This is a genomic window from Pontibacter deserti, from assembly GCF_023630255.1.
Lineage (GTDB): Bacteria > Bacteroidota > Bacteroidia > Cytophagales > Hymenobacteraceae > Pontibacter > Pontibacter deserti.
The window spans coordinates 424980-437233 of sequence record NZ_JALPRS010000002.1 but is presented as its reverse complement, the minus strand read 5'-3'; the positions used below and the strand labels follow the sequence as shown (position 1 = coordinate 437233).

General features: G+C 44.1%; 12 protein-coding genes. 9 read left to right on the top strand and 3 right to left on the bottom strand.

Annotated features, from left to right (window positions below; all coding sequences use genetic code 11):
- The first annotated feature begins 20 nt into the window (after positions 1-20).
- The 8 genes from MJ612_RS13960 (at position 21) to MJ612_RS13925 (ending at position 6155) form a co-directional block, all read left to right on the top strand.
- Positions 21-434, top strand: a complete 414-nt coding sequence (locus MJ612_RS13960; protein WP_187031185.1) for a hypothetical protein — start codon at positions 21-23, stop codon at positions 432-434.
- A gap of 1 nt (position 435) precedes the next feature.
- Positions 436-630: a hypothetical protein gene (locus MJ612_RS13955; protein WP_187031187.1), complete on the top strand. Its 195-nt coding sequence runs from the start codon at positions 436-438 to the stop codon at positions 628-630.
- Complete coding sequence (locus tag MJ612_RS13950; protein ID WP_187031189.1) at positions 627-1220, top strand: hypothetical protein; 594 nt, start codon at positions 627-629, stop codon at positions 1218-1220. Before MJ612_RS13955 ends, MJ612_RS13950 begins: the two co-directional genes overlap by 4 nt.
- Positions 1221-1256: 36 nt before the next feature.
- Complete coding sequence (locus MJ612_RS13945; protein ID WP_187031191.1) at positions 1257-1661, top strand: EVE domain-containing protein; 405 nt, start codon at positions 1257-1259, stop codon at positions 1659-1661.
- 120 nt (positions 1662-1781) lie between these two features.
- Positions 1782-3263, top strand: a complete 1482-nt coding sequence (locus tag MJ612_RS13940) for a hypothetical protein (RefSeq protein WP_187031193.1) — start codon at positions 1782-1784, stop codon at positions 3261-3263.
- A 240-nt stretch (positions 3264-3503) separates the two neighbouring features.
- Positions 3504-4052, top strand: a complete 549-nt coding sequence (pyrR, locus tag MJ612_RS13935; protein WP_187031195.1) for a bifunctional pyr operon transcriptional regulator/uracil phosphoribosyltransferase PyrR — start codon at positions 3504-3506, stop codon at positions 4050-4052.
- A gap of 9 nt (positions 4053-4061) precedes the next feature.
- Positions 4062-4988 carry an aspartate carbamoyltransferase catalytic subunit gene (locus MJ612_RS13930; protein ID WP_187031197.1) on the top strand — a complete coding sequence of 309 codons (927 nt, stop codon included), beginning with the start codon at positions 4062-4064 and terminating at the stop codon, positions 4986-4988.
- A 630-nt stretch (positions 4989-5618) separates the two neighbouring features.
- Complete coding sequence (locus MJ612_RS13925; RefSeq protein ID WP_187031199.1) at positions 5619-6155, top strand: RBBP9/YdeN family alpha/beta hydrolase; 537 nt, start codon at positions 5619-5621, stop codon at positions 6153-6155.
- 83 nt (positions 6156-6238) lie between these two features.
- Here MJ612_RS13925 and MJ612_RS13920 read toward each other — a convergent pair whose 3' ends face one another.
- From MJ612_RS13920 to MJ612_RS13910, 3 genes are all read right to left on the bottom strand, one after another.
- A complete protein-coding gene (locus MJ612_RS13920; protein WP_187031201.1) occupies positions 6239-7699 on the bottom strand; it encodes an OmpA family protein in 1461 nt (486 codons plus the stop codon).
- A 378-nt stretch (positions 7700-8077) separates the two neighbouring features.
- A complete protein-coding gene (locus MJ612_RS13915) occupies positions 8078-9367 on the bottom strand; it encodes an aminopeptidase P family protein (RefSeq protein WP_187031203.1) in 1290 nt (429 codons plus the stop codon).
- 195 nt (positions 9368-9562) lie between these two features.
- Entirely contained in the window at positions 9563-10576 is a 1014-nt protein-coding gene (locus MJ612_RS13910; protein WP_187031205.1) for a glycosyltransferase family 9 protein, read from the bottom strand.
- Positions 10577-10825: 249 nt separating this feature from the next.
- On the opposite strand from MJ612_RS13910, the gene MJ612_RS13905 reads away from it, so the two are divergent.
- Positions 10826-11575: a hypothetical protein gene (locus tag MJ612_RS13905; RefSeq protein WP_187031207.1), complete on the top strand. Its 750-nt coding sequence runs from the start codon at positions 10826-10828 to the stop codon at positions 11573-11575.
- The last annotated feature ends 679 nt before the right edge of the window (positions 11576-12254 follow it).

Sequence of the window (12254 nt, the reverse complement as noted above, 5' to 3'; positions counted from 1 at the left end):
TTAGCAGCTAACTTATACTTATGAGATACGCATCGTTGCTTTGCCTGGTGTGCCTGCTGCTGCTGGCCAATACCTGTAAGAAAACCAATAAACTGGAAACTCAACTAATTGGCAAAACTTGGCTACATGCTTTTGAGGAAGACCAGGGAGATATAACCACATACCGCCCTAACACCTACGACTTTGCTCCGTCGCGTGGCAGAACCGGCTTTATGCTGGAGAAAGGCGGCATTCTAAAGAACTACTCCATTGCCCCTGCCGATGGCCTGGAAGAACAACCGGGCACCTGGCAGTTTTTAGACGACGACAAGATACTGGTAACTATTAAACCGGAAGGTCAGCCGCAGCAGCGTTACCAGATAGAAATTGTATCTCTGGAAAATGAGGTGCTTAAAGTGAAACGTGAAGAAGTAACCGGAGACCCTCTTAAATAACATGTTCAGTTACCGAAAACTTAGCGCCCGAACCCGTACCATTATTTTGTTCTCACTACTGGCAGTGCTGGCTATACTTATAGTTGCCGAACCTAAAGGCGATTTCTTCAATTTCCTGCGGGGCTTCCTGAATGGTATACTTATCGTGATGTTCCTGGGCGAAGTAGGTTTATACTTTATGAACCGGAAGAAGTGAGAAAATGCAGGGCTATACTTTTTGCATTTAGCTTTGTTGCTTTATTTGCCTGCGATAAGAAAGAGTCTGAATTTTACTGGCAGGTTATAAGAACTGATCTTCAGGAAGTATCTTATATACCATTAGAGATCGAAAAACACGAAACGGATAGTGCAATTGTTATAAAATACTTCAGCCCATTCGACTCTCTTAACTATTTTTTTGATCCTAAAGCTCCTGATCAAGCCAATAATATATTCCCATATGTTGGTCATAAAGGAGTATTTAAGTTTGTTAAAAAGCATTCAATAAAAGTTGATGACAAAGCATACTCTATATACCAGTATTCAACTAAAGATGGGACTATAGATGCTGGAAGTGAACATTACTGGACTAAAGAACTTGGTTTCTTTTTCATACGAGCTACATATTGGTACAATTATCATATTCTACAATCTACTGACGAAGAGAAAAGTCAGAAAATCTGGAGAATTATTAAAGAAGTACATCCTGAAATTAAAGAAAGTTTTAATCTACTTAAATTCGAGGAAGGAAAAGAACATATCATTCAAAAGCATCATAGGGTAATTCCTAAAGACTATAAACTATAATTCAATCAACCATACTTTTATACTTACAAAAATCAAATGCATTACTGGTTAGTAAAATCGGAGCCTGAAACGTATTCGTGGGCAGACTTAGTGAGAGACGGGCGCATCTGTTGGGATGGCGTTAGGAATTACCAAGCACGTAACAACCTGCAGCAAATGCAACCCGGCGAAATGGTTTTGTTCTACCACAGTGTATCTGAGAAGGCTATAGTTGGCATTGCCAAAGTAGACAAAGCCGCTTACCCTGACCCAACTTCTGACGACCCACGCTGGATGGCTGTGGACCTGGTTCCGTTCCGCGATTTTAAAGACCCGGTTACTTTAGAGCAGATAAAAAAAGACAAGCGCTTAGAGAATATTGCCCTGTTGCGCCAGTCGCGCCTGTCAGTTATGCCGCTTACCGCCGAAGAATTTGATGTGCTACTAGCATTAGGCAACTAATTCAGTGGCAATACTTTAAATTTACGGGCAGCAGAACAACGATTGGCGGCTAAAACAAGTACAAAGCTTTAGCCGCCAATTTATACTATCCCTGTACTAATCTATATTATACTTAGCGATATGTACAAAGTATGCTTACTGCCCTTATTTATACTTGTGCTTGCTGTTACGCCCCTGCTTGCACAAGAACCTGCCCAGCCTGCCCGCATAGAACTGGACCTCGACTTCTATAAAACCAATGTGGAAGTAATGGCCACACCCGACAGCAGCCTTTTGGTACTTACCAGAACAGAGGGTAACTGGTCCACTCCTCCTACTTACGAATTCACGAAGTATAACCCGCAGCTCCAGTCAGTGTGGAGTAAAAAAGTTGAGCTTTACCAGCTCAGCAAGTATATGAATCATTATTATACTTCGCCATTTACTTATGTTGCGCTTAGCGGCGAAACCGACGATGATTTCCAGTTTGTGAAACTAGACATGAACACTGGAGCTGTTACAAAACATGAATACAACATCAGTACCATCGATTCCATTTATGTTTTTAAGGTAATCGGTGATAACTATTTTATGGTTTGCCGCTCAAAAAAAGACAGCACACCTATACTGCTGCACCTCAACGAGCAATCAGGAGAAGTAAAACCATTGCCTGCCACTTATGGAGCTGAGTCTTCTTTTTCTGATATTCTTGCCCATGCTCCGCAGCAGCAATTAAGTGTGGTCATGTCAGAGTCTAACGGCAGAGTTTCGCGGATACAGACAAAGTTCTTCGATGCTGATGGGAAGCTCCTTAAAAATTACTTTATACATGCAAGGTCGGATAAAAGGCCATTAGCAGCAGAGATAACACCAGGCAACACGGAATCCGGGTTACTGATTGGCAACTACGCCAACCGGAACCTGCGCTATGCCACAGGCTTTTTTACTGCTCCAGTTTCTGCTGAGCCTGACGACATGCGCTACTATAGTTTTCTGCAGCTCAAGAACTTTTTCAGGTACATGAAACCGAAGCGGGAAGAACGGACCCGGGAACGGGAAAAAACCCGTCTTGAATTAGGTAAAGAACCAGGCATACAGTATCGCGTATTGCTGCACGATATTTACCCGACAAACAATGGCTACATTCTGAGCGCCGAAATATACTTTTCCGAATCTCAGAATGGTGGCTTTACCCGCACTTATGGTTCAAATGGCTACTTAAACCATAATGTTAAAACGTACCGTCGTACACAAGCCATTGCACTAGGATTCGACAAAAACGGAATATTACTCTGGGATAATAGTTTTCCGCTAAAAGACATGGAGAGCTATGAGCTAAAGCCAACCGTAGAAGTTGCGTATGACCCGAAAGGCAAAGTTGTGATTGCTTATCCTGATGACGATGAAATTCATTACAAAATAATGAATGAGGACACCTACATCGACAAAGAAACCGAGTTGAAGTTACTACCTAAAAATACAGATGATAAGATTTTATCGACAAGTGTATCTGGGGTAATAAGCTGGTATAATTTAAACTTTGCAGCTTTCGGGTGGCATCAGGTAAAGAGCAGCAGCTCCGGAAGCCGCACGGTTTTCTATATCAATAAGGTTTCGTTTTGATGGTTGAATGGCTAAATGGTTAAATTGTTGAAGGCTTAATTGTTAAACTATAGTTGATTTCCTTCATTGATCAGATAATTGGTGTGTTTATAGATTTAACAGAGTCATAATTAACTGTATCATATAACAATCAAGCCATTTAACCACTCAACAATTAACAACCATCAATCAACAATTAAACTCTCCAACCATTTAGCAATTAACTATAACTCTTCTATATTTGCAGCTATACTTCCGGTTATGCAGAAAAGACTCATTGTAAACCAACAGTTGCTCGATATTATGGTGATGCGCCTGTGCCATCAGCTGATCGAGAACCACGGCGACTTTTCTGATTCTGTTATACTTGGGCTGCAGCCACGCGGCAAGTACGTAGCAGAGCGCATACAGCAAACACTGGCCACTATACTTGGCAAACAAGTACCGACCGGCTACCTCGACACAACGTTCCACCGCGACGACTTCCGCAGACGCGAAACACCATTAACTGCCAACGCCACTAAGATCGATTTCCTGATTGAAGGCAAAAAAGTAATTCTGGTTGATGATGTGCTGTATACGGGTCGTTCAGTAAGGGCTGCCATGGATGCCATGATCGCTTATGGTCGTCCGGCAAACGTGGAACTGCTGGTGCTGATAGACCGCCTCTACACCCGCCATTTACCAATTGAGGCAACTTATGTAGGCCGACAGGTAAATTCGCTGCAAAGCCAACGGGTACTGGTTGAGTGGAAAGCGCAGCAAGCCCCGGAAGACAATATCTGGCTGATCACTAAAACCGAAGACTAATTTCTTACCATGCAAGAGCTCAGCGTCCGGCACCTGTTAGGCATCAAAGACATCACCCCGCAAGATATTCAGCTCATTTTTGAGACCGCGGATAATTTTAAAGATGTACTGAACAGGCCGATCAAGAAAGTACCTTCGCTGCGCGACATTACCATTGCCAACGTCTTCTTCGAGAACTCAACCCGTACCCGTCTTTCGTTTGAACTGGCTGAGAAACGTCTTTCTGCGGATGTAATCAACTTCAGCAGCAGCAGTAGCTCCGTTAAAAAAGGCGAGACGTTACTGGATACGGTAAACAACATCCTGGCCATGAAAGTGGATATGATCGTAATGCGCCACAGCAGCCCGGGAGCCCCACATTTTCTGAGCCGCCACATAAATGCCAATATCGTAAACGCAGGCGACGGTACCCACGAGCACCCAACCCAAGCCTTACTTGACTCCTTTTCTATCCGTGAGAAGTATGGCGAAGTAGCTGGTAAAAGAATAGTCATCATCGGTGACATCCTGCATTCACGTGTAGCCTTATCCAACATCTTTGCCTTGCAGAAATTAGGGGCTGAAGTAATGGTTTGTGGCCCGATAACGCTGCTGCCAAAATATATAAAAGAGTTAGGCGTGAAAGTAGAACTGGATGTACGGAAAGCTTTGGAGTGGTGCGATGTAGCCAATGTGCTTCGTATTCAGTTAGAGCGCCAACAAATGAAGTATTTCCCATCACTTCGGGAGTATACGTTATACTATGGCATCGACAAAAAAATGCTCGACAGCCTGGATAAAGAGATCACGCTCATGCACCCTGGCCCGATAAACCGTGGTGTAGAACTAAGCTCCGATGCTGCCGATTCCCATCATTCAATAATCCTAAATCAGGTTGAAAATGGTGTTGCGATTAGAATGGCAGTGTTATACTTGCTTGCCTCTAAAACAGCGTAGATCTTAATTACTTTCTTTTTCTTGTTATACAGAGCATTAGCCGAGGGATCTTAATTGTCCTATAGTTGAAGCTTATATTTTTCAAACCAAATTTATCCTTCCATAGCTTCTCCCAACCCTGGGAGCTTTACTTATCTACAGTTATCATAGTTAGCTTTGGTGCCCTCAAGGCCGGGAGGCTTCGTCTTCGGGCATCGCGCGGTGTACATTTCCTTTGCTCGTGCCTCGCAATGCCTTTCGGCACCGGAAATCTACAAGGCGCTCAACCCGAAGACTGTGATCAGTATGATAGTAGCTGCCTTAGTTAATAGAGAAGTAGAAGCTTTTAGTTTTTCCTTCAATGTAGATCCGTAGGGACAGGTCGCAACCTGTCCGCTCATGGTCTGTACCTATAGTACTATAGCTTCTAATAACTCTGTATAAGATAGGGGGATTGTTCCCTTGAGGAGACTACAGGGGTGTTGAAACGGCAACAATAGAGCTATAATTTAAGAACTATAACTTATAGATAGAGCTAAAGGCAGCAATTCCCTCTTAAGAGGGGCTGGGGCGGGTAAACACCAACTATAAAAACCATACTTCCACCATTCTAAATTATTCTTACTTTGCATCGCAAACTATAAAATATACATGGCAGAAGTGCAGATAATACATATACCGGGCTTAGGCAACTCTGGGCCGGAACACTGGCAAACTTATTGGCAGGAAAAAGACCCTGAAAGTATACGGGTGCAACAAGCCGACTGGGATAACCCGGTTTGTAAGGATTGGGTGGAAGAACTACAGAAAGTAATATCAGAAGTACAGGGTAAAGAGATTGTGCTGGTGGCACATAGCCTGGGTTGCATGACTGTAGCACACTGGGCTCAGAAGTATAAGGCTAATATAAAAGCTGCTTTCTTGGTGGCTCCGCCCGAAGTAGAAGTTGATGTAGAGTTAATGGAAGTGCTGGACTTTGCACCTTTCCCAAAAACCAAATTGCCTTTTAGATCTATGCTAGTGGCAAGCTCCGATGATGAGTACCTGACAATTGAAAGGGCAGAATATTTGGCAAACCTGTGGGGAAGCGAATTTGTGAACGTTGGTGCCAAAGGCCACATCAACTCTTACTCCAACATTGGCGATTGGCCGGAAGGACAGGAACTACTGGCTAGATTGTTACTTTGATCTAAAGTATAGATCTATACCTGAAACATAAAAAAAGCGCCCCGAAGCGGGGCGCTTTTGAATTGACGCTAATCTATTCTAATTTATTCCATGTCAAGTTTCATGTCCGGCGTATTGAGTTCGAAGCCTACCCTTCTGTTTTTAGCTCTTGCGCTTTCAGTTCTGCGTTTAGACAGTCGCTCATTTACTTTTACAAGTGGCTGAGTTTCGCCGTAACCACGGGTTACTAATCTGTCTGGGTTCTGAACACCACGCTCTACTAAGTAATCCTTAACAGCTTGTGCTCTGCGCTCAGATAATGCCTGGTTGTATTCTGCAGAACCAATGTGGTCAGCATGACCTTTGATCAACAATACATGGTCAGGATATTTCTCAAGTGTAGTTACAATGCTATCCAGTAGTTGTTTGTAACCTTCCTGTACACGAGCCTGATCAAATTCGAAGCGAACTTTTTCTTCCATCAGTTTCAATGTAGCAGCATCCAGTTCAGGGCAACCACCTTTTTCAGCAGGGCCGGCAGAATTAGGGCAAATGTCTTTGTCATCAGCAACACCGTCGCCATCTGAGTCAGTAGCACAACCATCCGGACCTACTTGCTGGCCAGCTGGAGTGTCAGGGCATTTGTCGTCTTTGTCAGCTACGCCATCACCGTCAGCATCAGGGCAACCTTGTGTAGCAGTAGTACCTGCTTCGTCTGGGCACTGGTCATCTTTGTCAGCTACGCCATCACCGTCTTTATCAGGGCAACCTTGCAGGTTCTGTACGCCAGCTTCTGTAGGACACTGATCCTGGTAGTCAGCTACGCCGTCACCATCAGAGTCAATAGGGCAACCTTCTTTGTCAACCTGTACGCCGGTTGGAGTATCAGGGCATTTATCACGTCTGTCACCAACACCGTCTGCATCAGTATCTACAGCTTTACCTAAGTTAAAGCCAAGACCAAAATTGTGTTGCATAAAGCGATCGTTATCGCCGTCGTCTTCAGTACCATCAAAACCATCGTTACCGGTTAGCATATAACCAGACTGCACAAAAGCACTTACACCATCGCTAAAACGGATACGAATACCTGCACCACCTAATAAAGCAGTTGTTGTAAAGTTATCGTCGTAAGCGCTACCATCGGCTAATGAACCATCGGCTGAGGCAAATGCGGCACCACCTGCAACTGTCAGGTATGGTCCAATCAGGGCATCTTCTTTAAGAATATTGCCATACATTTTCAGACGAAGACCAAGCATAGCTGTACCAATGTTAGCATCCATTTTTGCTAATCCATTTGTGGCATCAGCGCCGCCATAAGTGAGGTGTAAGCCTGCATCAAAAGATGGGCTCAAATAACGGTTAAGCGAGATTCCCCCGCCCCACTCCATATCTTTTTCAAAAATCTGGTTTGCTAACTCCCCTTTGTATTGAAGAGCACTACCATATATCTGGAGGTTTGTCCGTCTGTCAGCATTTTGTGCAAATAAGGCTGTATTGGCTGATAACAGAAATACAAGCACAAAAGCTATTGTACTTAATTTTGTTAATTGTGTTCGCATAGTTTTATTAAGTATATGTTGATATGTCAATACGTACATATTTACAGCAGGTTTATACGTACGCCAATAATTAATTGTACAGCAGAAATAAAGATTCTTTATTACGGAGAGAGGATTATTCAGATTGTAAAGTTTATTCATAAGCAAAAGGTTTAAGGTCAAACTTTTATCACGTTTTAAACAAGCTTTGGCAACTATAGTGCATTTTCCTTGGGCTTAGAATTGTATCCTATTAATCAAACTCATACTACAGTACAAGGTTTTGTTTTTCGCTATATATTTAAGGTATACGTATTTTTAGCGGGTAAAAGACAGTAAAAAAGGCTGCCGATACTTGACCGGCAGCCTTTAAAAAGTTGGCTATATCTCTATAGTTTATTATCGTTTCATTAAGCGTTCAATGTCGTCGGCTTCCAGCGGAATGTCCTTCATCAGGTCTATAGGTCCGTTTTTGGTTACCAGTATATCGTTCTCTAAACGTACGCCTATACCTTCATCCCAGATGTAAATGCCCGGCTCGCAGGTAAACACCATGCCCTCTTCAAACGGGCGGTATTTGTTACCTACATCGTGCACATCCAATCCAAGGAAGTGCGACGTTCCGTGCATAAAATATTTCTTGTAAAGTGGTGCAGCAGGATCCTGGTTACGCACATCGTTCTCGTTCAGCAGGCCAAGTCGGATCAGCTCGTTTTCCATAACGGTACCTACGAATGCATGATACTGATCCAGTGTATTGCCCGGCACCAGCATGGCAGTGGCAGCTTTCATTACACGCAACACAGCTTCATAAACATCGCGTTGGCGAGACGTAAACGTACCATTTACTGGTATGGTACGGCTCAGGTCAGAGGCATAATTGGCGTACTCGGCACCAAAGTCCATCAGCAACATGTCGCCATTTTTACACTCCTGGTTGTTATCTACATAATGCAGGATGCAGGCATTTGCCCCCGATGCAATAATAGAACCATAGGCTGGTCCGCGCGAACGGTTGCGTAAAAACTCGTGGTATAGTTCTGCTTCAATCTCATACTCCATTACGCCCGGCTTAATAAAGTTCAATAGTCTTCTAAAGCCTAGTTCGGTAATGTGGCAGGCCTTGCGGATAAGGGCTATTTCGTGCTCTGATTTAATGGCACGCAGATAATGCATAATTGGTGTGCTGCGCTCATACTTGTGCAGTGGGTAGCGCTCTTTCACCCATTTAATGAAACGGGCATCACGGGTTTCTACTTCCACTACGGCACGCAGGTGCTCGTTGCTGTTCAGGTACACGTGCTCTGCTTCGGCCATCAGCGTGTTCAGCACCGATTTAAACTCGTGCGTCCAAAGTATAGTTTTGATGCCCGATACTTCCTGTGCCTGCTGCTTGGTTAGTTTGTAGCCTTCCCAAGTTAGAATGTGGTCGTTGGTTTCGCGCACAAACAGTACTTCTTTCATGCGCTGGTCCTTCGCATCCGGGAAAATTAAAAGTATACTTTCTTCCTGGTCCACACCCGACAGATAGAACAGGTCGTTGTTCTGACGGAACGGCATGCTGCCATCCGCGTTAGTTGGCATTACATCATTGGAGTTGAAGATGGCGATGGAAGATGGTTTCAGCTCTTTTACAAAGTTGCGGCGGTTATGCACAAACAATTCGTTGCTGATCGGCAGGTATCTCATAGTTCAGTTTATCTGGTTTTATGAAAGCACAGGAGTATATCCTGTAGTCTTGATGTACGAAGTTAAAACTTATCTCTAAAAGATGAAGTGATAGGCTGTATTTTATAGTTCGTGTGTCGTGTTTGGTGTTTCGTATTCCGATTTTAAATGTACATTTTTACCCGGTTAAAGATTTTCGAAACACGAAAAACTACATTATACTTTTGCCAATTCAAGCACATGCAGCAATTGCTCATTACGGATATCGTGGGCGCATTTAAAATGGCCTTCGGGACAAGCTTTGTAACCATGTAGACCACATGGGCGGCAGTAAAGCGGCTCTTCTTTCTCTACTATCTTTGCAAAATCAGCCAGCGGCCCATAACCAAAACGCGGAACTGTAGAGCAATATATGGCGCAGGTTGGCGCGTTAACTGAAGTGGCCAGATGCATCGGCCCGGAGTCGTTTACATAGTTAAGCACGGCATTACGCATCAACGCCGCCGATTGCAGCAAGTTTAGCTGTCCGCACAGGTTTTCCATATTTGGGTGCAGTGCTTTTTGCATTATCTGTTCAGCGTGGACTTTATCTGCAGGAGAGCCCAGCAAGTATACTTTATAGTTAGTCGGCAGGCTATTCAGCAAATCAACCCATTTCTCGGCTGGGTACTGCTTCGTGAACCACACCGATGTTGGCGCTATACATATATAAGGTATGGTTTTGTGCGGCTGTACTTTCTCGTAATCCTGCTCCGACGGGTAAAGCTTTGGTTTGGCTGCCGGGCCTGTAGTTATACTGCTAATAAGTAACTGGTTACGCTCTACTTCATGGGCGCCACTTTCCATATCGTGGGAGTAACGGCGGGTAAAGAAACGTGAGAATGGATTTTTATCGAAGCCAAAAGTCCGTTCAGCTCCTGAGAAAGCGGTTAGCATGCCGGTAGCGCCATAACGCTGCACATTCACTACCACATCATACTTTTCGGAGCGGATCTGGCGCAACAGTTTCCAGAGGCTTTTATACTTGCCTTCCAGCTTGTTCCAGATCAGTACCTGGTGCAGCAGCGGGTGGTCTTTCAGCAGTCCTTCGTTTCCTTTTCTTAATAAGAAATCAAGCTGCGCATTTGGGTAAGTAGCATGTAGCTTCTCAATTAATGCGGTAGCCAGCACCACATCTCCCAGAAAAGCGGTTTGGATGACAAGTATTTTTTTAATCTCGGATGGCTGCATTTGGCAAAGCTACGGCTTAATGCCAATACTTGAAAACCGCTTAAGTATACTTTAACCGGGATGAACTATAACTCCGGTTTCCGTTCACTAAATTTCTTAAAAATGAAGTATAGCTATACTTAATATTTTGTAAAATGCATCGTTGTGTGTCTTAACTCCGGCGCTGCAACGTATAGTGCTACGCTTTGCTCTGGCAGGGAAATTAATTTAAAGAAGGACAAGCGGGACGATACCTGCTAATACAAGTACATGAAAAAATCTATACTACTCTTAAGTTTCGGAATTGCTTTTTTGTTATCCGGTTGTGTATCAACATATATGCCCAACGTGCCAAACGTGCCCATGTTTACCGAGAAAGGTGAGTTGAGTGCCGGCGGGCATGTTACCCCCAAAGGAAATATTACTTTTAATACAGCCTATGCCGTTTCTGATCACTTTGCTGTAGTGCTCAACGGTTCCATGCTAAACAGCGAGCGCCGCAAGCGCGATTTCAGGCATAACCTATTGGAAGCCGGCGGCGGTTACTTTACTACTTTCGGACCTGAAGGCAGACGCATACTTGAAGTTTATGGAGGCATTGGCACTGGCTCCAGCGACCGTACCGAAAAAGATGAAGATGATGAAACCGGCGAAATGATTTACACCCGCCACGAGGCCAACTTCAGCAAATACTTTGTACAGGTAAATTTCACTTCTAAAAAGAAGAAGTCGTTGCGCCTGCTCAGCCGCGAGTTCCCACTGAACTATGGCACTGCCCTGCGCGCCAGCTACGTAAACATGCACAACTATAAACTTAATGGTGTAGCTGGTAAAGAGGAAGATAACATTTTCCTGGAGCCAATCTTCTATACCCGCCTTACCCTGAACCCTTCGGTGCAATTGCAATACACCAGCGGCAGTAACTTCGGCCTGAAGAACCGTAAAACGCTCACAGCCGGCTATTCTGTTTTCTCGCTCGGGTTTGTAATTAATGTTGGTGGCAGGAATTTGGGGAGATAGGGATAAGGAGTTCTGAGTTTAGTCCAGAGATAAAATTCTGTTGCTGCTATAGTTGACTTTATTGTTTTATAGTTACTGTGATCCAACCACCCCTTTATCCCCTCCTTGTCTAAGGCGGGGAGCTTTTGTGCTACTGCTATAGTTTCGGTTATAGTTTCATAGCTGCTGCTTTAACACCCTGTAGTCCCCTCAAGGGGACAGTGCTGACACTGCTATAGTTTGCAGTTATTGTTTTATAGCTATAGACCACGAGTGGACAGGTCGCGACCTGTCCCTACAGAACTACAACCACGAGAAAAGTCGAAGCTTATCTGTCCAACTATAGCTCAGGCAGTAACTATCGAAACTATATCAGTCTTTGGGTTGAGCGCCTTGTGAATATCTGGTGCCGCAGGCATTGCGACCGCAGGAGCAAAAGAGATTCGCGCAGCGCGATGCCCGAAGACGGGGCCTCCCGGCCGTGAGGGCACCAAAGTATAAAATGAAACGATAGGCTTGTTGAGCTCCCAGGGTTGGAAGCAGCTATGGAAGTATAGCTTCGGTTCAGGTTAGGTAAAGCTTCAACTATAGAACATATAAGATTTCTCCTGCTAGTCGAAATGAGAGTTAGAAACTATACTATACACTACAAACATTACTCCTGATAGTCAAAACAATAGAAATTGCAATTTTCAACTAA

Bases quoted from the DNA above. Each gene is read 5' to 3' on its own strand.
- MJ612_RS13960 (WP_187031185.1), top strand. From the start codon at position 21: ATGAGATACGCATCGTTGCTTTGCCTGGTGTGCCTGCTGCTGCTGGCC.
- MJ612_RS13955 (WP_187031187.1), top strand. From the start codon at position 436: ATGTTCAGTTACCGAAAACTTAGCGCCCGAACCCGTACCATTATTTTG.
- MJ612_RS13945 (WP_187031191.1), top strand. From the start codon at position 1,257: ATGCATTACTGGTTAGTAAAATCGGAGCCTGAAACGTATTCGTGGGCA.
- MJ612_RS13940 (WP_187031193.1), top strand. From the start codon at position 1,782: ATGTACAAAGTATGCTTACTGCCCTTATTTATACTTGTGCTTGCTGTT.
- pyrR (WP_187031195.1), top strand. From the start codon at position 3,504: ATGCAGAAAAGACTCATTGTAAACCAACAGTTGCTCGATATTATGGTG.
- MJ612_RS13930 (WP_187031197.1), top strand. From the start codon at position 4,062: ATGCAAGAGCTCAGCGTCCGGCACCTGTTAGGCATCAAAGACATCACC.
- MJ612_RS13925 (WP_187031199.1), top strand. From the start codon at position 5,619: ATGGCAGAAGTGCAGATAATACATATACCGGGCTTAGGCAACTCTGGG.
- MJ612_RS13920 (WP_187031201.1), bottom strand. From the start codon at position 7,699: ATGCGAACACAATTAACAAAATTAAGTACAATAGCTTTTGTGCTTGTA.
- MJ612_RS13915 (WP_187031203.1), bottom strand. From the start codon at position 9,367: ATGAGATACCTGCCGATCAGCAACGAATTGTTTGTGCATAACCGCCGC.
- MJ612_RS13910 (WP_187031205.1), bottom strand. From the start codon at position 10,576: ATGCAGCCATCCGAGATTAAAAAAATACTTGTCATCCAAACCGCTTTT.
- MJ612_RS13905 (WP_187031207.1), top strand. From the start codon at position 10,826: ATGAAAAAATCTATACTACTCTTAAGTTTCGGAATTGCTTTTTTGTTA.